Source organism: Nocardioides sp. P5_E3, assembly GCF_054049275.1.
Genome location: NZ_JBFUMR010000035.1, coordinates 1 through 25,239, shown reverse-complemented (window position 1 = coordinate 25,239; position 25,239 = coordinate 1). Strand labels below are relative to the sequence as shown.

Genomic DNA, 25,239 nt, shown 5'->3' with positions numbered 1-25,239 from the left:
ACGTTCACCTTCCGGTGCCACACTGAGTGACATGTCCGACCCGGCCACCCTCACCAGCGCTGTCTCCCCGTCGGTGGACGAAGGGCCGGTCGCCGAGCCCTTCGGGCACCCCACCGACACCTTCGACGTCGAGCCGCCCTACCAGCCCGACGCCGAGGCCATCGCGGGTGTCGAGAAGTACGAGGACCGCTTCATCGACCGGGAGATCTCCTGGGTCCGCTTCAACCAGCGGGTCCTCGAGCTCGCCGAGGACCCGACCCTCCCGCTGCTGGAGCGGGCGCGCTTCCTCGCGATCTTCGCCAGCAACCTCGACGAGTTCTTCATGGTCCGCGTCGCCGGCCTCAAGCGACGCATCGCCGCCGGGGTCGCCGTGCGGGCGGCCAGCGGACTGATGCCGCGCGAGCAGCTGGAGACGCTGTGGGCCGAGGGCCGCGCGCTGATGGAGCGGCACGCGCGGGCGCTGGTCGAGCTGCTGCCCGAGCTGGGCGGGCACGGCATCGAGATCGTCCGGTGGGCCGAGCTCGACCGCGAGGAGCAGAAGATCTGCAAGAAGCTCTTCAAGGACCGGATCTTCCCGGTCCTCACCCCCCTGGCCGTCGACCCCGCCCACCCGTTCCCCTACATCTCCGGGCTGTCGCTCAACCTCGCGGTCGTCGTACGCCACCCGGAGACCGGCACCGAGCACTTCGCGCGGGTCAAGGTGCCACCCACGTTCGGCCGCTTCGTCGGGGTCGGCAACCAGCGGTTCGTGCCGATCGAGGACGTCATCGGCGAGCACCTCAAGAAGCTCTTCACCGGCATGGACGTGCTGGCCTCCCACACCTTCCGGGTCACCCGCAACGAGGACCTCGAGGTGGAGGAGGACGACGCGGAGAACCTCCTCAAGGCGCTCGAGAAGGAGCTGCAGCGGCGCCGCTTCGGCCCGCCGGTGCGGCTCGAGGTCGAGGAGTCGATGGACCCCAAGGTGCTCGAGCTGCTGGTGTCCGAGCTGGGCGTCGGGCGCGACGAGGTCGTCTCGCTGCCCGGCCCGCTCGACCTCACCGGGCTCCACTCGATCGCCGACCTGCCGCGCGACGACCTCAAGTACGCCGCCTTCCTCCCGTCGACGCACCCGAGCCTGGCGGAGGTCGAGTCGTCGTCGCCGGTCGACGTCTTCGACTCCGTGTCACGCCACGACGTGCTGCTGCACCACCCCTACGACTCCTTCGCCACGTCGGTGCAGCGCTTCCTCGAGCAGGCCGCCGCCGACCCGCACGTGCTGGCGATCAAGCAGACGCTCTACCGCACCTCCGGTGACAGCCCGATCATCGAGGCGCTCATCGACGCCGCCGAGGCCGGCAAGCAGGTCCTGGTGATCGTGGAGATCAAGGCCCGCTTCGACGAGCAGGCCAACATCCGCTGGGCACGCAAGCTCGAGCAGTCCGGCTGCCACGTCGTCTACGGCCTCGTCGGGCTCAAGACCCACTGCAAGCTGTCGATGGTCGTGCGTGACGAGCCCGAGGGCATCCGCCGCTACGTCCACCTCGGCACCGGCAACTACAACCCGAAGACCGCACGGCTGTACGAGGACCTCGGCCTGCTGACGGCCAACCCCGAGATCGGCGAGGACGTCGCGCTGCTCTTCAACAACCTCTCGGGCGTCAGCCGCAACCGCACCTACGACCACCTCCTCGTCGCGCCCCACAGCGTGCGCGAGGGCCTGATCGCCCAGATCCACCAGGAGATCGCCCACCACCAGGCCGGCCGGCCCGCAGGGATCCGGATCAAGGCGAACTCGGTGGTCGACGAGGCGGTGATCGACGCGCTCTACCTCGCCTCGCAGGAGGGCGTACGCATCGAGCTGCTCATCCGCGGCATCTGCGCGATGCGACCCGGCGTACAAGGGCTGTCCGAGACCGTCCGGGTGCGCTCGATCCTGGGTCGCTTCCTGGAGCACAGCCGGATCTTCTGGTTCGACAACGGCGGCGACCCGGCCGCGTGGATCGGCTCGGCCGACATGATGCACCGCAACCTGGACCGCCGCGTGGAGGTGCTCGTACGCCTGCGCGACCCGCACGTCGTCGCGGAGGTCGGGGCGCTCCTCGACCTGGCGCTCGACCCGGGGACGACGGCGTGGGAGCTGGGGTCGGACGCCGAGTGGCGGATGCACCGAGGCGCGCGGCACCTGCACGACGAGCTGATCGTCCGCCAGCGCGTACGCCGCCGCTGAGCGGAGCGTCACACAGGGACCCGAACGTGGCCCCGGTTTTGCGTCAGGGGACCGATCACCCCCTACCATGAACCACGGTTCATCCGCCCCCCGTTCGGAGTTCACCGTGCGTTTGAAGTTCCGCCCTGTCGACAGCTCGTTCTACGACCTCTTCGCCGAGGCTGCCAACCACCTCGTCGTCGGAGCCCAGCTCCTCAGCGAGATGCTGTCGGCCGGCAACTCCAAGGCAGAGATCGCCCAGCGCATGCGCGAGGCCGAGCACGCTGCCGACGAGACGACCCACTCGATCATCCGACGGGTGAACAGCACGTTCGTCACGCCGTTCGACCGCGAGGACATCTACTCCCTCGCCTCGGCGCTCGACGACGTCATGGACATGATGGACGAAGCCGTCGACCTGGTCCTCCTCTACGAGGTCACGTCGCTGCCGCCGGAGACCACCCAGCAGGTCGAGGTGCTGCAGCGCTGCGCCGAGCTGACCGCCGCCGCGATGCCGTCGCTGGAGTCGATGGGCTCGCTCGACGAGTACTGGATCGAGATCAACCGTCTCGAGAACACCGGTGACAAGTCCTACCGCCGCATCCTGGCCAACCTCTTCAGCGGTGAGCACGAGGCCCTCGAGGTCCTGAAGCTCAAGGACATCGTGGAGTCCCTCGAGGGGGCGATCGACGCGTTCGAGAAGGTCGCCAACATCGTGGAGCAGATCGCGGTCAAGGAGTCCTGATCCTGATGCGTGCCATCACCTCGTCCTCGCGCGCCCGGAGCGTGGCCTGATGGAGATCGCGATCATCCTCGCGGTCGTCGTCGTCGCCTTGGTGTTCGACTACACCAACGGCTTCCACGACGCGGCCAACGCGATCGCGACGTCCGTCTCGACGGGCGCCCTCAAGCCTCGCGTGGCGCTCGCCATGGCGGCGATCATGAACTTCGTCGGCGCCTTCCTCGGCCAGAAGGTCGCGCACACGGTGTCCGACGTGATCAATCCGGGGTCAGGCAGCCACGGGCTGGTGATCGTGATGTGCGGCCTCCTCGGCGCCATCTCGTGGAACCTGGTCACCTGGTGGCTCGGGCTGCCCTCCTCGTCCTCGCAGGCCCTGATCGGCGGCCTCGTCGGCGCCGCGATCGCGGCCGGCACGACCGCCAACTGGGACGTCGTGGTCGAGAAGGTCGTCCTCCCGATGCTGATCTCCCCGGTGATCGCCTTCACCCTGGGCTTCGCCCTGATGGTCGCGATCATGTGGATCTTCCGCCGGGCCAACCCGGGCCGCGCCAACCGCGGCTTCAAGATGGCCCAGACCGTGTCGGCCGCAGCGATGGCGCTCGGCCACGGCCTGCAGGACGCCCAGAAGACGATGGGTGTCATCTTCCTGGCGCTGCTCACCGGCGGCTACGTCTCCGAGGGCGACCCGCTCCCGCTGTGGGTCATCTTCACCTCGGCCGCCGCGATCTCGCTCGGCACCTGGTCCGGCGGCTGGCGCATCATGCGCACCCTCGGACGCCGGATCATCCACCTCGACCCGGCCCGCGGCTTCGCCGCCGAGTCGGTGGCGTCGAGCGTGCTCTACACCACCGCGTACGTCTTCGAGGCGCCGATCTCGACCACCCACACCATCACCTCCGCGGTCATGGGCGTGGGCGCGACCAAGCGCCTCTCCGCCGTCCGGTGGGGTGTCGCACGGTCCATCCTGATCGCCTGGGTGCTCACCTTCCCGGCAGCCGCCTCCGTAGCCGCGATCTGCTACTGGATCGCCCGCGTCTTCCTCCCCTGACCGCTTTCCTGGCCCTCCCCCGGGGCGGCCAGCGTCATACAAAGCCGCACCCATACCTGCCGATGCGTATGACGCTCCGGACGCTCGACGGCCAGCGTCATACGAAGCCGCACCCATACCTGCCGATCCGTATGACGCTTGACGAGGCGGGCCGGCGGCCGCGAGGCGCGGGCGGTTCCGGCGTACGCCGAACCGTCAGGCCGCGGGACCGAGTCCCGGGCAGCCCGCGTCGACCAGGGCTCGCTCGATCTGGTCGAAGAAGTCGTCGGCCGCGACGCGCAGGCCGAGCACCGGTAGCCGCAGCACCGTGAGGTTGCCGAGCGTGACGTCGTTGTGGCGGAGCGCGTCGGCCACCACTTCCTGCGCGAGGGCGTGGTGGATGCCGTCCACCTCGACGACGAGGCCCCACTCCTCCCACACCACGTCGAGGTAGTAGCGGCCGTCCCTGCCGCGACGGACGACCTGGCGTGTCGGCTCGGGCAGACCTCGCCTACGGCACTCGCGGGCGAAGTCCAGCTCGGCAAGACTTCGTACGCCGCCGAGCAGGTCGGTCACCACATCGATCACGAACGCCAGCCGACGATCGCGCTTGACCTGCAGGAGCGCCTGCCCGATCCGATCCGCGGGAGCCACACCCTGCTGGACGACCATGGTCAGCAGGAGGGCTGCCTGTCGATCGCTCCGCGCCCAGAGAGCCCCGCGCACGGCGGCGATCTCGGGCCGGGTGCGCGGTGGCCCGGCACCACCGGCGGCGTCGTCGGCCCTCCACCGACGCGTCTGGCGTACGTCGATCACCCGGTCGCGGAACACCCGCGCGCCACGCGGCACGGACACGCGGTGCCGATCGATGTCGAACCCCGTGAGACCTGCCGCGATCAGCGACGAGACCCCGTCGAGACGGGCGCGAGGACCACCGGACAGCCGGGCCGCCCACAGCGTGGTGTCGAGCGCCAGCGGACCCGTGTGCACCACGACGACGTGGCGCCCGACCAGCTGCCACCTGCGCGCCGCCAGGTTGGCCCGCACCTCAGCGCGCGTGATGCCGGCGGCGTACAGCTGACGCCGCGACAGCGCCCACGCCTGGTCGTGTGCAAGCCTCTCGGCCCGCTGCCGACGCGCGGCCCGGAGAGATGCGGTGCGAGGGGCGTTCGATGCGATCACCTCGCCACGATCGCGGCGGCGACGTACGCCCCGCCACGAGACGGGCGTGCGCCTGTGGACGACCGGCCGCGGCGGAGGTCTGTGGACGGGCGGCGGCTCAGCCGTCACGCAGCCACGTCAGGGGACGTCATACGAACCCGCACCCATGGGTGCGGGTTCGGATGACGCACGAGCACGCCCTCGAAGGCGCAGGGGTGGACGGGGACGCCCTGGGGGTCCGAACCCCCGATCGGACACCCAGGACGCTCCGGACCACCCCGGCGGCAAGGGGCCGGGGAGAGGGCTCAGCCGAAGCGGCCGGAGATGTAGGCCTCGGTGGCCTCGTTGTCCGGGTTCGCGAACATCTTCTGGGTGGAGTTGAACTCCACCAGCTGGCCGGGCTGGCCGGCGGCCTTGAGGTTGAAGAAGCCGGTCTCGTCGGAGACGCGGGCGGCCTGCTGCATGTTGTGGGTGACGATGACGATCGTGTAGTCGGACTTCAGCTCGTGGATGAGGTCCTCGATCGCGGAGGTCGAGATCGGGTCGAGCGCGGAGCACGGCTCGTCCATCAGCAGCACCTGCGGCTCGACGGCGATCGCACGGGCGATGCAGAGCCGCTGCTGCTGGCCGCCGGAGAGACCCATGCCGGGCTTGTTGAGGCGGTCCTTCACCTCGTTCCAGAGGTTCGCCCCCTTCAGCGAGCGCTCGACGATGTCGTCGGCCTCGGCCTTCTTCATCCTCTTCGAGTTGAGGCGGTTGCCGGCCAGGACGTTCTCGTAGATGGACATCGTCGGGAACGGGTTCGGCCGCTGGAAGACCATGCCGATCTGGCGGCGTACGGCGACCGGGTCGACGGCGCTGTCGTAGAGCGACTGCCCGTCGACCATCACCTTGCCCTCGACGCGTGCGCCGGGGATGACCTCGTGCATGCGGTTGAGCGAGCGCAGGAACGTCGACTTGCCGCATCCGGACGGACCGATGAAGGCAGTGACCGAGCGTGCCTTGATGGTCATGTTGACGCCCTGCACGGCGAGGAAGTCGCCGTAGTAGATGTCCAGGTCGCCGACGGTGATGCTCTTGGCCATGGGGTGAGTCTCTCTTGTGTCTGGTTCGGGGCCTAGTGGCCGGTCTTGGGGGCGAAGATCGCGCCGATGAGGCGCGCCACGAGGTTCAGCATCATGACGATCAGGATCAGCACCAGCGCGCCGCCCCAGGCGATCTCGATGCCGGGCGGCGTGCCACCCGGGGTCTCGGCGATGCCGGGGTTGGCGTTCTGGGTGTAGATCAGCACCGGCAGGGTGGTCATCCGCTCCGAGAACACGTTGAAGTTCGTGCGGGTCGTCAGGCCGGCGATGAGGAGCAGCGGGGCGGTCTCGCCGACGACGCGGGCAATGGCGAGCGTGACCCCGGTGACGATGCCGCCGAGGGCCGTCGGGAGGACGACCTTGACGATCGTGCGCCACTTCGGCACGCCCAGGGCGTACGACGCCTCGCGCAGGTCGGCGGGAACCAGCCGCAGCATCTCCTCGGTCGAGCGGACCACCACCGGGATCATCAGCAGCGACAGCGCCACCGAGCCGCCGATACCGACCCGGGTGGACGGACCGAAGATGAGGATGAACAGCGAGAACGCGAAGAGGCCGGCCACGATCGACGGGATGCCGGTCATCACGTCCACCAGGAACGTGATCCAGCGGGCGAGGCGGCTGCCCTTGCCGTACTCGATGAGGTAGATCGCGGCCATGATGCCGATCGGCACCGAGATGACGGCGGCGCCCAGCGTGATCAGGAGGGTGCCGACCAGCGCGTGGTAGATGCCCACCTCCTGATCCAGCTCGGTCCGGTACATCGAGTAGGTGAGGAAGGTCGAGTTGATCGCGGGCAGACCCCGGTCCACGACCGTGTAGAGCAGCGATACCAGCGGCACGATGGCGACGAGGCACGCCGCCCACACGAGCCCGGTGACCATCCGGTCCGCCGCCCCGCGAGGCCCCTCCACGACCCGCGCCCAGGCCGGCAGCGCGACGAGGTAGAGGACACCGGCGACGAGCGCCCACGCGATCAGGCCCCAGCCGAGCAGGAGCACAGGCAGGGCCGCAGCGGCGATGGCCACGACACCGACGAGGGCGGGCGCCAGGCGTGGCAGCTTGGCCTGCGTGAACGCGACCGGCTCCGAGGTGGGCCGGGCGGGAGCTGTGGTGATGCTCATCGAGTCAACTTCCTCTCGTTGCGGGTGACGATCCACCGGGCGGCGAAGTTGACCAGGAACGTCACGAGGAAGAGCACCAGGCCGGTCGCGATCAGCACCTGGATCTTGCCCGGGGTGCCCTCCTTGTAGTTGGAGGCGATGTTGGACGCGATCGAGGCCGGGTTGCTGCTCGAGATCAGGTTGAGGGAGATGCCGCCGCCGGCGGACAGCACCATGGCCACGGCCATGGTCTCGCCGAGCGCGCGTCCCAGGCCGAGCATCACCGCCGAGACCATGCCGGAGCGGGCGTAGGGGAAGACGGCCATCCGGATCATCTCCCAGCGGGTGGCGCCCAGCGCGAGCGCGGCCTCCTCGTGCAGCCGCGGCGTCTGGGAGAACACCTCGCGCGAGATCGCGGTGATGATCGGGAGGATCATGATCGCCAGCACCAGACCGGCGGTGAGGATGGTGCGTCCGGTGCCGGAGGCCGGCCCGGCGAAGAAGGGCAGCCAGCCCATGTTCTCGTCCAGCCAGACGTAACCCGGCTGCAGGTGGCGCGCCAGGACGCTGATGCCCCAGAGGCCGAAGACCACCGAGGGCACCGCGGCGAGCAGGTCGATGACGTAGGCGATCGGGGTGGCGATCGACTTCGGCGCGTAGTGGCTCACCACCAGCGCGATGCCCCAGGCGAGCGGGACGGCCACGATCAGCGCGATCACGGCGGCGAGCACGGTGCCGAACAGCAGCGGGGCGACGTAGCCCCAGAAGTTGCTCGCCTCGCCGTAGAACTCGGCCGGCTTTGCCAGACCCGGGACGCCCTCGATCGCCAGGAAGATGAAGACGCCTGCCAGGGCGAGAAGGATCGCGATCCCGGCGGCCAGGGCGGTGGCGGAGAAGACCCGGTCGCCCAGCCTCGCCGGGCCCGTCTCCTGATCAGCGGCGATGGTTGCCACGTGCTACCTCATTCAGTCGGTTCATGCGTCGGTGCGGCGGGCCGGATGTCCGACCCGCCGCACGCGGCGATGGGTGACCGGGGCAGCTGGCCCCGGCCGTGGGATCAGCCCGCGGAGATGGTGTCCACGATGCTCTGCGCCTGCTCGGCGACCGAGGCGGAGAGCGGCGCGGAGCCGGCCTCCTGCGAAGCGGCCGCCTGGCCCTCGTCGGAGACGATGTAGGACAGGTAGCCGCTGACGAGGTCGGCCTCGGCCTGGTCCTCGTAGGTCTGGCAGGCGATCAGGTAGCTGAGCAGGACGACCGGGTAGGCGCCCGACTCGGTGGTGGTGCGGTCGATGTCGACGGCCATGTCGACGTCGGCCCGACCCTCGGCGGCCGGCGAGGTCTCGACGACCTTGGCGGCACCCTCGGCGGACGGAGCGACGTACTCCTCGCCCACCTTGACCGAGACGACGGACAGGTCGCCGACCTGGCTCTCGTCGGCGTAGCCGATCGTGCCCTTGCCGCCGGAGACGGCGGAGATCACACCGGAGGTGCCCTCGGCCGCTTCGCCACCCTTGACCGGGAAGGCGTCCTCGGCCTCGTAGGACCACGAGCCGCTGGCCTTGCCGAGGTAGTCGGTGAAGTTCTTCGTGGTGCCCGAGTCGTCGGAGCGGTGCACGGGCGTGATGGCCAGGTCCGGCAGCGTCGCGTCGGGGTTCTGGTCGGCGATCGCCTTGTCGTTCCAGTTCGTGATCTTGTTGTCGAAGATCTGCGCGATCGTGTCGGCGTCGAGGTTGAGCGAGTCGACACCCTCGAGGTTGAACGCCACCGCGATCGGCGAGACGTAGGCCGGAACCTCGATCGGGTCCTCGCCACCGCAGCGCTCCTTGGCGCCGCTGAGCTCGCCCTCGTCGTCGTTGAGGTACGAGTCGGAGCCGGCGAAGCTGACGCCGCCCTCGATGAAGTTGGTGCGTCCGTCACCGGAGCCGACCGGGTCGTAGTTGACCGTGACGTTCCCGTCGTTCATGCCCTGGAAGCCAGTGGCCCAGGCGCCCTGCGCCTTCTCCTGCGAGGACGCGCCGGCGCCGTTCAGGTCCCCGGAGAGGCCGCCGGCCTCGGAGGTGTCGTCGCCCGAGTCGGCGTCGGCCTCGTTGGAGGCACCGCACGCGGTGAGGGAGATCGAGAGGGCAAGAACAGCGACGCTCGGGGCGAGCAGCTTGCGGAAGGAAGTGCGATTCACTTCGGGTGCTCCTGATGGAAGTCTGATGAGTGCTGACGATCAGGAAGGTAGGCACCGCAGGAGAACGACCACGGCGCCGTCGGTGAACGCGCGGTGAACTCGGCAGGACCGGTTGGCATCACCCGTTCGGGCGTGCGACGACGATCACATGAACTCGTCCCGGGGCGCTTGACGAGCGGCCGTCGAGAGCAATAGAGGGAGGTTCAGGGCTCGACGTGCTGGGTGGCCACGACGCGACCCTTGCGGTGGTGCACCACGAGCATCGAACCGGGCGCCAGCTCGACGTCGGGAACCTGCAGCGCGTCGAGCACGGTCGGGAGCACCGGCCGGTGGGTGCACAGCACCGCGCTCCCGGCGTCGAGGTCGCCGTCGAGGAACCCGTCGACGAGGTCGACGACGCCCTCGACGGTGGAGCCCTCCTCGCTCAGCTCGTCGTAGAGCTTCACCGGCCAGCCGGTCACGTCGGCGTACGGCATCACCGTCTGCACGCAGCGGGTGCTGGTGGAGGTGTGGGCGGCCGTGACGTCGAAGGCGGCCAGGAGCGGCACCAGGCGCTGGGACTGGGTCTCCCCGAGCCGGACAAGAGGCCGCCGCCGGTCGTCCTTCTTCCAGCCGTTGCGCGAGCGCGCCTCGGCGTGGCGCAGCACCACCAGCGCCCGGGTACGCCGCCGCAGCGGGCGCGCTTCGGCCAGGGTGTCGCGGTCGTAGGCGTAGGTGAGGCGCTGCTGCGCGTCCTTCCAGTCCACCCACTCGACCGCGTCGATCTCGTCGTTGGGGCGGTAGCGGCTCACGTCGTCGCTTCCGGCGACCCGGGCGGCCCAGTAGTCCACGGCCTTCCAGCGGCCGTTGGACATCCGGTAGCGCTGCTGCGACAGCGCCGGCCCGAGGCGTACGTCGAGCCCGGTCTCCTCGGCCACCTCGCGCACCGCGGCAGTGACCACGTGCTCCCCGCGGTCGAGCTTGCCCTTGGGGAAGGACCAGTCGTCGTACTTGGGCCGGTGCACCAGGAGCACCTCACCGCCCTTCCGGGTCACGACGGCACCAGCAGCGCGCACGTCGCGGGGCTCCATGGAAGTAGTCTCACACCCCACCCCGACCGCGAGGAGCCCCGTGCCACATCGTGACGTCCCGCGCGCCGGGACCCGCGGCCGGAGCCGGGGCCGGACCCGCGCCGTGCTGGCCGTCGTCGTGGTGCTCGTCGTGGCGGTCGCCGGGCTCGTCGCGTGGCGCGCCCTCACGCCCGCGACGCGCCTCCAGGAGGCGATGGAGCTGGCGCCGGCCGACGCGACCCGCTTCTCCTGGACGGACTGGGACGGCGTACGCCGCGAGCTGGACGCCGGCGTCGGCGCGGACTCGTCGGCCGAGGAGGTCGACGCCTTCCTGGTCGACGCCTTCGCCGCCGACCTGTCGTCCACGTCGGCGCTCGGCACGTCCGCTGGCGTGATGCAGGACGAGCTGGGCTTCTCCCCCGCCACCGTCTCGTGGGAGCTGCTCGCCCAGTCGGGCGCGGGAGCGGTCGAGGTGCTCAAGGTCGACGACGACGTCGACCTCGACGCCGTGGCGGACCGCCTCGCCGACCTGGGCTGGACCGAGCCCGACGAGGAGGACGGCGTGTGGGTCGGAGGCCCCGACGTGCTGGCCGGGGTCGGCTCGACGCTGACCCCCGAGCTGCAGCACGTCGCGCTGCTCGCCGACCAGGGCCTCGTGCTGACCTCCGACCAGGCCCCGTTCCTGGAACAGGTGCTGGAGGGGGACGGCGCACCCGACGACCTCGCCGACCTCGCTGCCTCGCTGGACGAGCCGCTGGCCGCGGCGGTCTACGACGGCGCGTACGCCTGCGAGCACCTGGCGATGGCGCAGGCCGACGACGACGCCCGGGCCGAGGCCGGCCAGCTCGTCGAGGCGGCGGGCGAGGTCCACCCGCTGACCGGGTTCGCCATGGGCGTGCTGCCCGGGGGCGACGTACGCGCGGTGATGCAGGTCGAGGACGCGGACGACGCCGCCGGTGACGCGGAGACGCGAGCTCGGCTGGCCGCGGGACCGGCGCCCGGGCAGGGCGGGGAGTTCGCCGACCGGTTCTCGGTGGAGCGGGCCGGTTCGGAGGGCCGCGAGGTGGTGCTCGACCTGCGCCCGGTCGAGGGCAGCTACGTGCTGTCGGACCTCACCAGCGGCCCGGTGCTGTTCGCCACCTGCTGAGCGGAGGGCGGCGCAGTCAGTCCTGCGGCTTGCGCGGGGTGACTCCGAGGAGGCGGTCGATCTCCTCGCGCGACAAGTGGTCGTCGGACTCGCTCGCTGCGATGATCAGCGTGGTGGTGAGCTCGACCTCGCCGAGGAGGTCACCGTCCTCGAGAGTCACGTCGAACTGGTCGTGCATCGTCACCCTCCTGACGTCCTCGCCTGTTTGTTGGACCACACGACTTTATGCGTCCGAGCCAAGTCTGACTGACCCGGAAGCGGCGCAACATGGCCCGAATGAGTCAAGTGTGCCCCGAAATCGAGTCTGGCCCCACCCCACTGAGGGGGAGGAGCCAGACTCTTGATCAGATCTGGAACAGGTCCAGCGTCAGCCGATCAGAGCGGACGGACGTTCTCCGCCTGCGGGCCCTTGGGGCCCTGGGTGACGTCGAACTCGACCTTCTGGTTCTCATCCAGCGACTTGTAGCCGTTGGACTGGATGGCCGAGTAGTGCACGAAGACGTCGTCGCCGCCGTCCTCCTGCGCAATGAAGCCGAAACCCTTCTCGGCGTTGAACCACTTCACGGTGCCTTGAGCCATGTGCTCGGTACTCCTGTTATCGGAACGAGAAGCCATCACATCGACGGCTCCGCATCAAGTGCGGTGACACGTCGCTCCGACTTACAAGCTGGAAAGGCCCGAAGAGGGGAACGCCGTTGGATCACAAACTCCGCGGGCGTCAACCTGCTGGAACTTGCACCTGTTGCAGGAGCAACCCTACCAACAAATCGCCCGACGTCACCGGTCGCGGACCACCTATGGGTGAACAGTCGACCAACGGACCTGCCGAGCGGCCTCCCGGAGGCCCCTGACACCATCCAGAAGTGACCAGTGACGTCGTCCTTCCGCACCTTCCGCGCGTGGCCGTCTGCGGCATCAGCCTCGAGGCGTCGACGTTCTCCCCCGCTCTGACGACGGCGGCGATGCTCGCTCCCCGGAGGGGTCGCGAGGTCCTCGACGCGTGGGAGTTCTGGCAGCCCGACGGCGCCCTGGCGGACCGCGCGCGGTGGCTCGGCATCCTCCAGGCGCGCAGCATCGCGGGAGGCGCCATCCCCGCCGATGACTACGTCCTGCTCAAGGCCGAGATCCTCGCCGGGCTCGTCGCGGCCGTGGCCGAGGCGCCCCTCGACGGCGTGGTGCTCGACATCCACGGAGCCGCGAGCGTCGTCGGCCTCGACGACATGGAGGGCGACCTCGCCGTCGCCGTGCGCGCCGTGGTGGGGCCTGACTGCCTGATCAGCAGTGGGATGGACCTCCACGGCAACGTGTCGCGCACCCTGGCCGAGACGGTCGACCTGCTGACGACGTACCGCACCGCGCCGCACGTCGACTGGCAGGAGACGAAGGAACGGGCCGCCCGCAACCTCGTCGACCGGCTCGCGCTGCCGCCGGGGCGCCGCCGCCCGGCGAAGGCCTGGGTGCCGGTGCCGATCCTGCTCCCCGGCGAGATGACCAGCACCCGCCAGGAGCCGGCAACGAGCCTGTACGCCCGCGTGCCGGCGATCGAGGCGCTCGAGGGGATCCTCGACGCGGGGATCTGGATCGGCTACCCGTGGGCCGACGAGCCGCGCAACGGGGCGGTCGTGATGGTGGTCGGCGACGACGCCGACCGGGCGATGACCGAGGCGGCAGCGCTGGCCACCGAGCTGTGGGAGCGGCGCGAGGACTTCGGCTTCGTCGCGCCGACCGGGTCGCTCGAGGAGGTCATGGAGGCGGCCCTCGCCTCACCGGTCACGCCGTACTTCGTGTCCGACTCCGGCGACAACCCGACCGCCGGCGGGGCGGGCGACGTGACCTGGACGCTGGCCGAGCTGCTGGCGAGCGAGGAGCTGGCGGCGAGCGGCAGGCGCGCGATCTACGCCTCCATCCCCGACGCCATGGGCGCGCTGGCGGCCTCGGAGGCCGGAGTCGGCGCCGACGTGCGCCTCACGCTGGGCGCGCGGGTCGACGCTCGTCCGGCCCCATCGGTGGAGGTCGCCGGCGAGGTGGTGGCGGTCGTGCCGTCCGACGACAACCTGGAGGTCGTCGTGCGCACTGCGACGGTCGACGTGATCGTCACCCGCCGGCGCCGGCCCTACCACCTCGAGCAGGACTTCACCCGGCTCGGCCTGGACCCGCGCAGCGCCGACCTCGTCGTGGTCAAGATCGGCTACCTCGAGCCCGAGCTCTTCGACATGGCCGCCGACTGGATGCTCGCGCTCACCCCGGGTGGCGTGGACCAGGACCTGGTGCGCCTCGGTCACCGTCGGCTCCGGCGCCCGATGTTCCCCCTCGACGACGTCAGCGGCGTCGACCCGCTCGCGGACGCCGAGCTGTTCCCCGGCGACACCGCCGCGCTATCTCCCGAGGGCTGACATCACCTCGGCGAGCACCTCGGCGCTGGTCACGCTGCGACGCCCGTCGTCGTAGCCGGCGGACGACCCCGCCGCCGTGACCGTGCCCGGCGCCCGCAGGTGCACCTCGCGCGCCCCGGTCTCCGCGACGATGCGGGCCGCGTTCACCGGTCGTACGCCGCCCCCGACCGCGATGCGCACGTCCTCACCGCCGCGCCGGACCAGGTCGGCGAGGTGCGGGAGGTGGTCGAGCGCCGGGCCGGGACCACCCGAGGTCAGGACGCGGGAGACGCCGAGGTCCGCCAGCAGCGCCAGCGCGGACGGCTGGTCCGGCACGGAGTCGAAGGCCTTGTGGAAGGTGACCGGTGCGTCGCCGCTCGCGGCCACGAGTCGTCGTACGGCACCCGCGTCGACGTCACCGTCGGGCGTCAGGCTCCCGACGACGAACCCGAGCCGCGCCGACCCGGCGAGCGCCCCGCGCACCGCCTCGATGTCGGCGACCATGACCTCGACCTCCTCCGGGGAGTGGACGAAGTCGCCGGGCCGGGCACGGACGAGAACCCGGATCTCGAGCCGGGGCGCCGCGGCCGCGCAGTGCCGGACGAACCCGAGCGTCGGGGTGGTCCCGCCGTCGGCCAGCCCGGCGCACACCTCCAGGGCGTCCGCGCCCGCCGCTGCGGCGAGCGCGGCTCCACCGACGTCCTCCAGGCAGATCTCGACCAGGGTGTCCATGGCCCCACGCTAGGGCCGACGGGTCACGCGTGCAGGTCGCGGAGCACGCGGTGGAAGGCGGCCTTGCCCTCGAAGCCGATGCCGGGTCGGTCGTCGAGCCGCACCCGCCCGCCCTCCACGACGGCGTCGTCGGCGAAGCCCCCGGTCGGCTGGAACTCGCCCGGGTAGGACTCGTTTCCGCCGAGCCTCAGGGCGGCGGCGATGTGGAGGGAGAACTGGTGGCCGCCGTGCGGGATGCAGCGGCGCGAGGACCAGCCGTGCTGGGCGAGCATGTCCTGGATGCGGCGGTACTCCACGAGGCCGTAACTCAGGGCCGGGTCGACCTGGATCCAGTCGCGGTCGGGCCGCAGTCCGCCGTAGCGGACGAGGTTGCGGGCGTCCTGGAGGGAGAACAGGTTCTCCCCCGTGGCGATCGGGCCGCCGTAGTGCTCGGCGAGCGTGGCGTTGAGCCGGTAGTCCAGCGGGTCGCCGACCTCCTCGTACCAGAACAGCCCGTAGGGGTCGATCGCCCGGCCGTAGGCCAGCGCGGTGTCGAGGTCGAAGCGTCCGTTGACGTCGACCGCAAGGCGTGAGCCGTCGCCGCCCAGCACCTCGATCACGGCTTCGATGCGCCGCAGGTCCTCGGCCAGGTCGGCACCGCCGATCTTCATCTTGACCACCTCGTAGCCGGCGTCGAGGAAGCGGCGCATCTCGTCCTGGAGGTCGCCCAGCGACTTGCCGGGGGCGTAGTAGCCGCCCGCGGCGTAGACGAACACGGAGTCGTCGGACCCGCCGTCGCCGTAGTGGTCGGCGATCCAGCGGTGCAGCGGCACGCCGGCGACCTTGGCCGCGAGGTCGTGCAGCGCCATGTCGACGACGCCGACGGCGACCGACCGCTCCCCGTGCCCACCGGGCTTCTCGTTGCGCATCATCACCTCCCAGGCCGCGCTCGGCGACAGGGTGCCCGCCTCGTCGAGGAGGCTGTCGGGGTCGGCCTCGAGGAGTCGCGGCAGGATGCGACGGCGCAGGATCTCGCCCGCGGAGTAGCGGCCGTTGGAGTTGAAGCCGTAGCCGACGACGGGCTCGCCGTCGACCACGACGTCGCTCACCAGCGCGAGGACCGAGCAGTCCATCGTCGAGAAGTCGATGAAGGCGTTGCTCATCGGCGAGCTGATCGGGATGACGCCCTCGTGGGCGGAGACGATCCTCATGGCGTGGCTCCAATTCTTATAAGATGCGAGATCTGCACCCTACGCACATCGTCCCGTCGATCACCAATCGGTCTTATAAGATGAGCCCGTGGCCGATCCCCTCTTCACCAGCAAGGCCGACGTCGCCTACGCGCGCATCCGCCAGCAGATCCTCGACGGCTCGCTCGAGGCCGGCTCACCCCTGGCGCAGTACGAGCTGGCCGCCGACCTGGGCATCAGCATCACGCCGCTGCGCGAGGCCGTACGACGACTCAGCGGGGAGGGCTGGATCCGGCTCGACACCCACCGCAACGCCCGCGTCGCCGAGCTCGACCTCCACGAGGCCCGGCAGCTGCTCGAGGCCCGGCGTGCCCTCGAGCCGGCCGCCGTCGCGCTGGCCGCCGAGCGCCGAACGGACCAGGACGTCGTACGGATGCAGGCAGCGCTGAAGCGGCTCAAGCCCGTCACCCGGAAGTGGGGCGAGACCGCCCTCGCCGCGCACCGCGAGGTCCACCGCGCCCTCTACTCCGCGTCGCACAACGAGGTCGTCGTCCGGATGCTCGACGACCTCTGGGACAAGTCGGACCGCTACCGACGCGTCGGGCTCCAGCTGCCGCCGGGCGGGGAGGACCGCACCCGCGACTTCGAGGAGCACCACGAGCTCGTCCGGCTCGTCGTCGACGGTGACGCCGCTGCCGCGTCCGACCTGATGACCGCCCACATCGACCACAGCCTCGCCGCGGCCGTGCTCGCGGCGCCCGTGGGTTGACGGCGGTCGCCGTCGCAGCCGCCGGCCCGACCGCGACGGGTCAGGGGTACCGACCCGCGGAGTCGTCCCGTTGCTCGGCGGACCCGTCCAGGACGACAGCAGCAGCCACCTTCGCCCACGCCACCACGAGGGTGGCTCCGGAGTCGGAGCCGGGATCGATCACCGGCAGACGGCCGGTCGCGTCCGTCCCCACGCGCTCGACCTCCTCGCGAACCGCCATCTCGTTCTCGTCGGCGATCCGCCACCGCTGGGTCCAGCCGTCGCCGTACAGCATCAGGTAGGCCATGGTCATCGCCCCCTGGGGCTCGGCGCGGTCACCGGCGAAGGCCACGACCCGCCGTCGTCGCTCCATCGCGACATCGAGTCCTGGACCACCGGGGCGGCGGCCTGGTGCTGCGCCAGGACGAGGAGCAGACCGTGGAGCACCGCGAGCTGTCGGTCGTCCGCGTGGATGGCGTGCTCGGCCAGGGAGCGCGTCGACCGGCTCGCACCGGCGACCATCTCGGCGCGCGAACGGATGAGCGAGGCGTGGGCATGAGCGGTCAGTCGGTCCACGAACATCCGGTCCAGCGCCTCCCCGCCCAGCCCGTCGAGAGCCCCCGGCGGCGCGATCGGAGGAGGCGCCTTCTCGGGCTGACCCCAGCCGAGCAGGACGGCTGACATCGCCGCGAAGCGGTCCGCCTGGACCGACAGAGCGTCGCGGGCCAGGGCTCGAACGTCCGGCCGCGAGCTGCGGCTTGCACCTACGCAGACCGCCATGATCGGCACCAGTGCCGCGACGGCGTCCTCCAGGTAGCGCAGGTCGGTGGCGTTGCCCTCAGGCTTGGCGTGCGCCTCCACGCCCGGTCGGGGCGCGCGGGCCCAGATGATCACGGGTGGTCACACTCCTCGTACGGGCAACGCCGGGCGGACGGTCTCGGCCCGGATGGCTGGGGACTCGACGAGCGGACGGGTGTGCGGCTCGTCCGCCGACGGGAGCGCCACCAGCTCCTCGAGCGCCTGGATGACCTCCGAGGGGGTCGGCCCCGTCACGCCCTCGAGGACCTCCAGCAGGGTCGTGACCGAGTCCGCGACCGTGAAGTCCCGGCCGGCGTCCATGCGTTCTCGCCGGAGGACCGGTCCGAGACGACGAGCGGCCAGGATGCCCTGGGCCAGCGCCTCCGCGTCGTCGGGCTCGACGAGCACCAGCCCGCCGCAGTCGGTCTCCGGCAGCCCGCCGTCGCGCGAGGCGACCACGCGGCAACCGGCGTGCTGGGCCTCGATCGACAGGATCCCGAAGGTCTCGTGCCAGTACTGCGCATTCGACGGCATCACGACCACGTCGTGCTCGACGAGCAACGACGCCATGTCGGCGGGCGTGCGCCGGGCGGGCACGAGGGCGATGCCGGGGTGCGAGCGCAGCAACCGCTCGATGATGGCGCCCTGCGGCTTGTCAGCGCCGGCGGACGTCACCGTGACGGAGACGGAGCCCGGATCGAACAAGTCGGTGTGCAGCGCCGAGAGCAGGGTGTAGATGCCCTTCTCGGGCGTGAGCCGCCCGGCGTACAGCACGCGGGTCACCTCATCGGTCCTCTCCGCCCGAGGCCGGGTGGCGAACTCCGGCTCGGCGAACGGGTACACGACATGGATCGTGTCGAGGCCCACGTCGAGGAAGTCCGCCCAGAGCGCGGCCGCGTAGCGGCTGGTCGCGACGAGCGTGCGGTCCCGCGTCCCGGCCACCACGGATGCATGAGCGTGCTGCCGCAGCGGCGGTGGCACGTGGAGGATCTGGTAGGCGGGGTGCACGGTGGTGGTCGGAGGGGCCTCGCTGACGAACACGATGATGTCGTCCAGACCCCCCACCGAGTCGAGTGCCGGGACCGAGTGGAAGGGAATGTCGTCGAACTCGTCGCGGCCGTCGGCCGTGCCCACGCCGATGGTGACCACCCGAGCCTCGATCCCGCGCCGGTTGAGCTCGCGCACGTGACCCACCGTGAAGTTCTCGGACCCACCCGTGCCGGCCGGCAGACGCTCTCCGGGTGACCAGACGAACGAGATCATCGAACACCTGACCTGCGTGCGTGATCCGCGTGCTCGGGGGGCCGGACCGTGCTGAGCTGCGAGGTCATCTCGCTACCGCCTGTGATTGCTGCCTACGTCAGGGCCCGTACGCCACGTGACCGTGGCACGGACCTGCCACTGGCAGTCGACCTCCAGCCTAGCGCGGTCGGCGCGAGGTCGAGGGCGGGTCTCGCCGCCCGTGCCGTCCCGTCCGTCACCCGACCCGGCCGACCGCCGTGGTCGGTGATCCGACCGGTCTCTGCGAAGATGCGCGGCAGGATCATGAGGTTGTCCGGACGCTTCGTCGGACGGAGCCCCCATGTCCCGGGCCTCTGGGACATCCGAACTTTCATTCCTTGCAGCGTCTTTGCCGGACACGTTCGAGGCGAAGGACTGATGTAGGTAATGGCATTCGACTCTTGCGGAACGGACGCTCCGGAACGGCCTAGGCCACTTCGGGAACGATCCGAGGGAGATGGTTCGTAGCTGCCACCCGAGCGCACTCATCGCCGCAGATGAGTGCGTTTGCATCCATCGACAAGCCTGGTTCCGCGACCTGGCCTTGCGCGGGCGCTGCGTGACGCCGGGGCGTCGCCAGCAGAAATAGGGTCTCGCGGCTGCGCCCGGGCAGCGATGGCCTGGGCCGGATGCACCATCCGCGGCCGGGGATGCCGAGACACGACTGCGGAGAACCGCACTTGACCGCGCAGCAGCAACTGTCGCACGGCTGGGCCATGATGGCGCGCGTGAGCCCGAGACCTGCGCCTCGACCCATCGACCGGTGGGAGAAGGCTGAAGAGAACTCCGCCGCCTGGATGCGCCACTGGGGCTACCGCGACGCGCAGGTGACCCCACCTGGCAGCGACCGCGGGATCGACGTGCAGGCCGGCGCCGCTCTCGCTCAGGTGAAGTGGACAGGCAAACCCATGGGGCGCGACGCGGTACAGAAGCTCTTTGGCGCACGGGGGCAGCGTCATGAGAAGACCCTCCTGTTCTTCACCGGCCCTGGCCACGGTTACTCCCAGCCGGCACTCGAGGACGCCAACAGGTTGGGTGTCGCCCTGTTCCGGTACGACATCCAGGGAGCGATGACGCCCGTGAATGGGAGCGCTCGACGGATCCTGCAGGGCGCAGCCGCGTCGGTGCCCAGCACGGCTGCGAGCCGCCAGCCCACCCATGCGCCTCCGGCCGCCGGGGGCGTCCAATCCTTGGTGCTCGTCATCGCCGTCTTCTCCACCGTGATCGCCGCAGGCGCGGTCGCAGGGTTCGTCGACAGCGGCGGGCGCCCCGATCTTGCAGGTACACGCCTCGACATCGCCGGCGTCAGCGGACTGCTCGCGGTCGCATTCTGGGGAATCTGGCTGTCGAGGCGTTCAACCACACCAGCCGCGCCGGCTCACCGGAAGGCCGGTCCCGACCTGCCCTGTGTGCCCATCTTTGACGGCGACCGCAAGCCCGTCGACAGGGTCCTGACCGAGAAGGAGTCGATGAAGCGGCCCCTCACCGACGGTGAGTGGATGCACGATCCTGGCGACGACCTGTCGTTCGACTACCACAAGCCCGTCGCTGCGGTGGTGGAGGCGCTCGTCGCCATTCACGCGACCGGCGGTGGGCTGCAGCCCGGCATCGACGATCAGAACCGTCGGGTGACCATCGCTCCGAACTGGGTGCAGGAGTACACCGGGCTCGTCTCCATCACCGCTGACCTAGAGGCATTCACCGTCGGCGTCGACAGCGTGACCCGCGTCCGGTGGCTGACGCACAGCAAAGCCACGCCCGCCACCTTGGAAGAGGCCACCGAGGACGGTCACGCTGCAGCCGAACGCGCGAACAACATCCTCGCCCACCTTCTCGGCCGTTGAGCACTCATCCTGCGAAGACGAACCTCAGAACCCGCCTTCACCCGCGCCGTCTGGGCGGGGGTGACTGCTTGTCAGCGGCACAGGGATGCGACGCGAAGTCCTCAGCTGCGCGTGGGCTCCTCGACCTCGAACTCGACCTCGAACTCGAGGCGGAGCTCGGCACGGAGGACACCGACGGCTGACCAACCGTCCGGTCCGGGGTTACGGTGACGGCGCGCCTCGCGCACCAGTACACCGACGCGTTTCCTCGGCGGGCCCGCATGGTGCCGGCCGTCCGTGGGCGTGCGGCTGGCTCTAGGCGACGGGCGCCGTTCGCGCTCCCGCCCGCGCGAAGCGCGCAGCGTCGAGCAGTAGCACAACCCCGGCTAGCAACCACGCCGCGCCTAGGGGCACACCGACCAGGATTGTGTCCTTTTGCTCGTTGGCTCCCAGCGCGACCGCGGCGGCAACCGCGAGCACCACGCCAACCCACAGCGGCAGCACACGCGTCTGGACGACCAGCCACGCCGTCAGGACCGCCGACACCACACATAGCGCGAGACCCGGCACCACGAACCCCGGCATTGCGTCGTCCATGAACCTGACGCCCAGAGCCGCCAGCACCCCAGCGGTCACCAGCAACGCGACCCCGGCCGCACCGACCAGAGCCGCCGCTCGAGCGAGCCGGCTACGCCGGCCACCGGAAGCGCGCAGAGCCAGCAGCAGCATCCCAATTGCGCTTGCAGCCATGAGCCCGAACCCGAGGAAGGACAAGCTCGTCGCCAGCGTCGACCAGTCGCGCTGGGGTTGAGTGACGCACTCGTCGCCCACGCACCCCTCCGGCAGGGATGCCAGCTCGAGGCAGGCACCCATCCACGCGACGCCCCCGAACACGGCGCCCGCTCCCGTCGCTGCCTTCAGCGTCGACATCGAAGGCCTCCCTCTCCTTTCAGGGTCCGCCCGACCGAGCGCGTTGCCAAGTGGTCCGCCGACCTTCCGGAGCGAAAGGCCGCGCTGCCTAGACCACCGTCGTGCGGTCCTCCGGGGCGGTGGCCGGTCAGCCCTCGGCGGTGGGCCACCACTCCTGCGCGTCTGGGGTGCGCGGACCCGCCAGCCAGTCCGGGAGCTCGTCGCTGCCCCCGTCGTAGGTGTTGCCGGCGACGCTCACCCAGTCGTAGTGAACCTCGCGGTGGTAGTCCGACCACGCCCACGCGCAGGCTTCAGCGCGTTCCAACTCGAGCCGCTGCACCTCGGTCAAGACCGTGAGCACGGCACCGGCGATCGCCTCTATGACGTCGACCGGCGCTGGCTCTTCGGTGCTGAGCCCGAGCTGAGTCAGCCAGGTCGCCCGCCGCTGCCACCTGTCACGCTGCTCGCTGGTGTCCCGAACCGGTGCTCCCGCTCGAGCTCGGGCCGTGTTCGGCCATGCGTCCGAGTGTGACGGTCGGCTCTGACACCGGGGCCGGGACTAGGTGGGCGCCTCAGGTTCCCGGCCCGGCCGGGACGGCAGCCCGTGCGGTAGCACGCCGAGCGGCGCACACTCGACTCATGGACAGCAACCAGCGAGCGGGCGGCCGCAGGGCCGTGTTGGGGCTTGCGGTCGCTGTGGTCCTCGTTTCGTGGTCGGGCTGCGACGCGACGGGCTCCGGGAGTAGTTCTTCCGACGCACAGCAGCACGAGGAGAGCCCGTCGTCCGAGGCTGCTACAGACCTCGAGGACGACACCACGCCTGATGGCGACACACCGTCTGAGGTCGAAGCGACCAGGTCGACGCCAACCGGTTACCGGCCGTGCCCGTCGCAACCCTGGAGCGCGTGGTCCACCGTGGACAGCACGACCCAGGACTTCCCTTGGGGAGACCTTGGGGACCTCGTCGTCGACCGCGACGGGACCGCCACCCTTGCCTTCGACGAGTGGGTCGGCGGACTGTTCAACGCACGCACCCTCAGCGTGCCCGCTGCCGAAGGTGACCCGCAGAAGCTCCCAGGCCCACCGCCCAACATGCCCGTGCCGGACGGATACGGGGTGTCTGCAACCTTCCCAGACGGCAGCACCCACCTAGGCGTCGATGACGCGGGCACCGTGACGGCCATGTTCAACCAAGACATCCGACGGCGTCGCGGCATGGGCTCCGAGACGTACGACCTCGTGCTCTCCGACAGGCCGGCCGGTCGGGCCTGGCCACCGGATCCGCACGTGGCAGGTACCGCCTTCCTCTTGCGGGGCCACCTGGCGGTCAACGCCTCCGGCACAGCGGTCGTCGCTTGGCAGGGGTTCGAGGAACCGCTGCGTCTGAGCTACCGGCCCACCGCTGGCGCCGCCTGGGGACCCGCACACTCAGCCCCACCGGACGCCGCCGGCGTGGTCGACGTCGGCATCGACGACGCCGGACAAGTCGTCATGCTCTACGGCAACCAAGACCAAGACGTCTTCGCCGTCAAGGGAACCCCGGGCACCGGCTGGGGCCGACCCACGCTCCTCCCCGGCAACGACCACCAGCTCGAAGCCTCCACCGGCGGTGCCGCGCTCGTCAGGGTTAGCCGCGGCTTCCCCAACACCCGCCACTACACGTACTCGATGTCCCCGACCGGAACCTGGGGCGCCGCCGTCCGGCAGCCCGACACCCTCGGCCTCGCACCGGTCGTGGCGATCGACGGCGACGGCCGCGCCGCCTACATGTACTGGCACCAACGACGCCTCTCCATCCGGTGGAGCGACGCCGACGGACGGTGGCACACGCCGTGCGTCCTCACCGACCGAGCCAGCAACCCGTTCGACTCCGACGAGGATTCAGGCGCCGTCGCAGTCAACGCCCGTGGCGACGCCGTGGTCGTCTACCGCATCACCGACGACACCCCGCAGCTGTGGGCCCGCTACAAGCCCGCCGGGCAGGCCTGGACCGAACCGATCGAAGTGACCGCCGAAGCCACCCACCCGCAACGCACCTTCCGAGTCGCCATCGGACCGAGAGGCCACACCGCCATCGCCTGGGCGGCGCCGAACCTCAAGGAGATCGACGTCGTCCGCCTGGCCCCCGAACGCTGACCCTTGCCAGACGCCATACGCGTGGGCACTCTGAGGCGAGGTGGACACCTACCCCGGACAGTCGGGAGGGGTCATGCGGGAGGACAGGTCCTACGTCGCTGCGGTGACCCTCGCCGCCCTCGTCACTCTGGTCGCGGGGTGCAGCAGCGACGAGCGCCGACCGCGCAGCGAGCCGGGCTCCGAGGTCCCTGCCAGCGAAAGCCCCGCCGTCGAGAGCCCGGACACCGATTCGCCTTCCGCCGAGGCAGCGTCCCCGGCCACGAAGGGCCCCATCTCGCAGGCGAGACGCGAGAAGCTCACCGGGTTCCTGGACAGGACGCGGTTCCTCGACCATGTCGGCCCTCAGTTCGAGCTCGACGAGGTCCAGTACACCTCGCGCACCGACGCTGTGGCTGAGTTCTACGACGTAAGTGGGCGCGACGCGGGCACCATCATCGCCATTACTGACGACAACTGGGCGCACGCCTCCCGGCTCTTCATCAGTGGCGCACTCGCGTACCTCGTCTCCTACAGCCCACTCGGTGATGGGGCGGTAGCCATCAAGGCTCGACAGCAGGCCCCCTACATCAACTACCCGGGGTTCGTCCTCTATCCGAACGGCAGGACGAAGCCCCTACGCGTCCTTGGGCCGCAGGAACGGGGCCGCGGAGACGCGCTCCTCGACCTCGACCAGTGGGGCAGCGTCCTCGGCGGCTTCGACAAGTTCCACCCACGCCGGCTGTGGGCAGCTGACGTCGACGCAGCAGAGGTCTACCCCGTGCAAGGGACTCGGTTCGGCGAACTGTGGCAGCACGTAGGCGGCCGCAACGGCGCCGTCCTGAGCATCCAGGGCTTCAAGCGGCGCGACCAGCAGTGGCAGTTCGAGTCCAGCACCGACCGCGGCCGGACCTGGACCGCCACAGACGCAGACCTGCCAGCCGTGAGATCAGCCGGTGGCACCGAATTCGGCGGCGTCTCGGGCACCGCCGTAGGCCCCGGTCACCTGCAGGCAACCGTGTCGACGACCTCGTTGCAGGACGCACCGCCGTACGTGAACGCGCTCTGGCAGACCGACAACGAGAAGCGGTTCCGCCAAGTCCCGCTGCCGTGGTACCGACCGTTCTTCGGCGGCGTCACGTACGCGGCGGACGGCGCACTGCTGTTCGCTCAACTCACCGGACCCGACACCTACTGCGACACGTCGCCCTGCACGCGGCCGGGCACGATCTGGCGCTTCCCTCGCGGTAGCACCGTGCCCGAGCCCCTGACTGGTGCCCCGGCTCTGTTCGGCCCCTTCCGGTCGGTGGGGATCACCACCTCGGGCGGGGTGACCGTGGCACGCACAGGGATGCGAACAATCTCCATCTCCCACGACGGCTACCACTGGACCCCGGTAACCCCCGGATAGGACCAGGGGTGATGTTGCATGGTGTTGTCACACGAGCGGCTCACTCAACGCGGCAGATCCGGGCGAGCGTAGCCGCCCTCAACGCGGCAGATCCGGGCGAGCGTAGCCGCCCTCAACGCGGCAGATCCGGGCGAGCGTAGCCGCCCTCAACGCGGCAGATCCGGGCGAGCGTAGCCGCCCTCAACGCGGCAGATCCGGGCGAGCGT

24 protein-coding genes are annotated in these 25,239 nt (G+C 70.4%); 9 read left to right on the top strand and 15 right to left on the bottom strand.

Annotated features, from left to right (window positions below):
- The first annotated feature begins 31 nt into the window (after nt 1-31).
- The 3 genes from ACXJKB_RS19245 to ACXJKB_RS19235 all read left to right on the top strand — a co-directional run bounded on the left by ACXJKB_RS19245 (nt 32) and on the right by ACXJKB_RS19235 (nt 3,978).
- On the top strand, nt 32-2,209 hold the full coding sequence (locus ACXJKB_RS19245; protein WP_457191226.1) for an RNA degradosome polyphosphate kinase: 2,178 nt from the start codon (nt 32-34) through the stop codon (nt 2,207-2,209).
- A 106-nt stretch (nt 2,210-2,315) separates the two neighbouring features.
- The gene (locus ACXJKB_RS19240) at nt 2,316-2,933 is read left to right on the top strand and encodes a DUF47 domain-containing protein (RefSeq protein ID WP_457191225.1); all 618 of its coding nucleotides are present in this window, start codon (nt 2,316-2,318) and stop codon (nt 2,931-2,933) included.
- Nucleotides 2,934-2,982: 49 nt separating this feature from the next.
- Nucleotides 2,983-3,978, top strand: a complete 996-nt coding sequence (locus ACXJKB_RS19235; protein WP_457191223.1) for an anion permease — start codon at nt 2,983-2,985, stop codon at nt 3,976-3,978.
- 195 nt (nt 3,979-4,173) lie between these two features.
- On the opposite strand, the gene ACXJKB_RS19230 is transcribed toward ACXJKB_RS19235, so the two are convergent.
- From ACXJKB_RS19230 to ACXJKB_RS19205, 6 genes are all read right to left on the bottom strand, one after another.
- Nucleotides 4,174-5,139, bottom strand: coding sequence for a hypothetical protein (locus ACXJKB_RS19230; protein WP_457191221.1), 966 nt, complete (start codon nt 5,137-5,139; stop codon nt 4,174-4,176).
- Between the two features lie 284 nt (nt 5,140-5,423).
- The gene (gene pstB, locus ACXJKB_RS19225) at nt 5,424-6,203 is read right to left on the bottom strand and encodes a phosphate ABC transporter ATP-binding protein PstB (RefSeq protein WP_300047436.1); all 780 of its coding nucleotides are present in this window, start codon (nt 6,201-6,203) and stop codon (nt 5,424-5,426) included.
- A gap of 32 nt (nt 6,204-6,235) precedes the next feature.
- Complete coding sequence (pstA, locus tag ACXJKB_RS19220) at nt 6,236-7,327, bottom strand: phosphate ABC transporter permease PstA (protein WP_457191219.1); 1,092 nt, start codon at nt 7,325-7,327, stop codon at nt 6,236-6,238.
- Nucleotides 7,324-8,259: a phosphate ABC transporter permease subunit PstC gene (pstC, locus tag ACXJKB_RS19215; protein WP_457191217.1), complete on the bottom strand. Its 936-nt coding sequence runs from the start codon at nt 8,257-8,259 to the stop codon at nt 7,324-7,326. The genes pstA and pstC overlap by 4 nt, the downstream gene beginning before the upstream one ends.
- 104 nt (nt 8,260-8,363) lie before the next feature.
- Complete coding sequence (locus ACXJKB_RS19210; RefSeq protein WP_457191215.1) at nt 8,364-9,482, bottom strand: phosphate ABC transporter substrate-binding protein PstS; 1,119 nt, start codon at nt 9,480-9,482, stop codon at nt 8,364-8,366.
- Nucleotides 9,483-9,685: 203 nt separating this feature from the next.
- Nucleotides 9,686-10,552 carry an NUDIX hydrolase gene (locus ACXJKB_RS19205; RefSeq protein WP_457191213.1) on the bottom strand — a complete coding sequence of 289 codons (867 nt, stop codon included), beginning with the start codon at nt 10,550-10,552 and terminating at the stop codon, nt 9,686-9,688.
- Nucleotides 10,553-10,592: 40 nt separating this feature from the next.
- Here ACXJKB_RS19205 and ACXJKB_RS19200 point away from each other — a divergent pair, with 40 nt between their 5' ends.
- On the top strand, nt 10,593-11,678 hold the full coding sequence (locus tag ACXJKB_RS19200) for a hypothetical protein (RefSeq protein ID WP_457191211.1): 1,086 nt from the start codon (nt 10,593-10,595) through the stop codon (nt 11,676-11,678).
- Nucleotides 11,679-11,694: 16 nt separating this feature from the next.
- On the opposite strand, the gene ACXJKB_RS19195 is transcribed toward ACXJKB_RS19200, so the two are convergent.
- Both ACXJKB_RS19195 and ACXJKB_RS19190 read right to left on the bottom strand, forming a co-directional pair.
- Nucleotides 11,695-11,856 (bottom strand): hypothetical protein, encoded by a 162-nt coding sequence (locus ACXJKB_RS19195; protein WP_300047447.1) that lies wholly within the window; start codon nt 11,854-11,856, stop codon nt 11,695-11,697.
- Between the two features lie 197 nt (nt 11,857-12,053).
- Complete coding sequence (locus tag ACXJKB_RS19190; protein ID WP_056598399.1) at nt 12,054-12,257, bottom strand: cold-shock protein; 204 nt, start codon at nt 12,255-12,257, stop codon at nt 12,054-12,056.
- A 284-nt stretch (nt 12,258-12,541) separates the two neighbouring features.
- Between ACXJKB_RS19190 and ACXJKB_RS19185 the strand changes: the two genes are divergently transcribed.
- Nucleotides 12,542-14,071: a M81 family metallopeptidase gene (locus ACXJKB_RS19185; protein WP_457191208.1), complete on the top strand. Its 1,530-nt coding sequence runs from the start codon at nt 12,542-12,544 to the stop codon at nt 14,069-14,071.
- Here ACXJKB_RS19185 and ACXJKB_RS19180 read toward each other — a convergent pair.
- Entirely contained in the window at nt 14,054-14,782 is a 729-nt protein-coding gene (locus ACXJKB_RS19180) for a copper homeostasis protein CutC (RefSeq protein ID WP_457191206.1), read from the bottom strand. The two genes, ACXJKB_RS19185 and ACXJKB_RS19180, sit on opposite strands and share 18 nt — an antisense overlap.
- Before the next feature lie 23 nt (nt 14,783-14,805).
- Complete coding sequence (locus ACXJKB_RS19175) at nt 14,806-15,972, bottom strand: enolase C-terminal domain-like protein (protein WP_457191204.1); 1,167 nt, start codon at nt 15,970-15,972, stop codon at nt 14,806-14,808.
- Nucleotides 15,973-16,060: 88 nt separating this feature from the next.
- On the opposite strand from ACXJKB_RS19175, the gene ACXJKB_RS19170 reads away from it, so the two are divergent.
- Entirely contained in the window at nt 16,061-16,720 is a 660-nt protein-coding gene (locus ACXJKB_RS19170) for a GntR family transcriptional regulator (protein ID WP_457191202.1), read from the top strand.
- A 40-nt stretch (nt 16,721-16,760) separates the two neighbouring features.
- On the opposite strand, the gene ACXJKB_RS19165 is transcribed toward ACXJKB_RS19170, so the two are convergent.
- Genes ACXJKB_RS19165 through ACXJKB_RS19155 form a run of 3 tightly spaced genes read right to left on the bottom strand, consistent with a single transcriptional unit; the run spans nt 16,761 to nt 18,682 of the window.
- Entirely contained in the window at nt 16,761-17,006 is a 246-nt protein-coding gene (locus tag ACXJKB_RS19165; RefSeq protein WP_457191200.1) for a hypothetical protein, read from the bottom strand.
- A gap of 2 nt (nt 17,007-17,008) precedes the next feature.
- A complete protein-coding gene (locus ACXJKB_RS19160; protein WP_457191198.1) occupies nt 17,009-17,593 on the bottom strand; it encodes a hypothetical protein in 585 nt (194 codons plus the stop codon).
- A gap of 6 nt (nt 17,594-17,599) precedes the next feature.
- Complete coding sequence (locus ACXJKB_RS19155; protein WP_457191196.1) at nt 17,600-18,682, bottom strand: glycosyltransferase family 4 protein; 1,083 nt, start codon at nt 18,680-18,682, stop codon at nt 17,600-17,602.
- A gap of 776 nt (nt 18,683-19,458) precedes the next feature.
- Here ACXJKB_RS19155 and ACXJKB_RS19150 point away from each other — a divergent pair.
- Nucleotides 19,459-20,622: a restriction endonuclease gene (locus tag ACXJKB_RS19150; RefSeq protein ID WP_457191194.1), complete on the top strand. Its 1,164-nt coding sequence runs from the start codon at nt 19,459-19,461 to the stop codon at nt 20,620-20,622.
- Between the two features lie 294 nt (nt 20,623-20,916).
- Here the strand turns inward: ACXJKB_RS19150 and ACXJKB_RS19145 are convergent, their stop codons facing one another.
- Together ACXJKB_RS19145 and ACXJKB_RS19140 are read right to left on the bottom strand one after the other, a co-directional pair.
- On the bottom strand, nt 20,917-21,531 hold the full coding sequence (locus tag ACXJKB_RS19145; protein WP_457191192.1) for a hypothetical protein: 615 nt from the start codon (nt 21,529-21,531) through the stop codon (nt 20,917-20,919).
- 127 nt (nt 21,532-21,658) lie between these two features.
- Nucleotides 21,659-21,835: a hypothetical protein gene (locus ACXJKB_RS19140; RefSeq protein WP_457191190.1), complete on the bottom strand. Its 177-nt coding sequence runs from the start codon at nt 21,833-21,835 to the stop codon at nt 21,659-21,661.
- Between the two features lie 857 nt (nt 21,836-22,692).
- Here ACXJKB_RS19140 and ACXJKB_RS19135 point away from each other — a divergent pair.
- A complete protein-coding gene (locus tag ACXJKB_RS19135; RefSeq protein ID WP_457191188.1) occupies nt 22,693-23,646 on the top strand; it encodes a hypothetical protein in 954 nt (317 codons plus the stop codon).
- 40 nt (nt 23,647-23,686) lie between these two features.
- Complete coding sequence (locus tag ACXJKB_RS19130; RefSeq protein WP_457191186.1) at nt 23,687-25,033, top strand: hypothetical protein; 1,347 nt, start codon at nt 23,687-23,689, stop codon at nt 25,031-25,033.
- Nucleotides 25,034-25,239 lie beyond the last annotated feature (206 nt).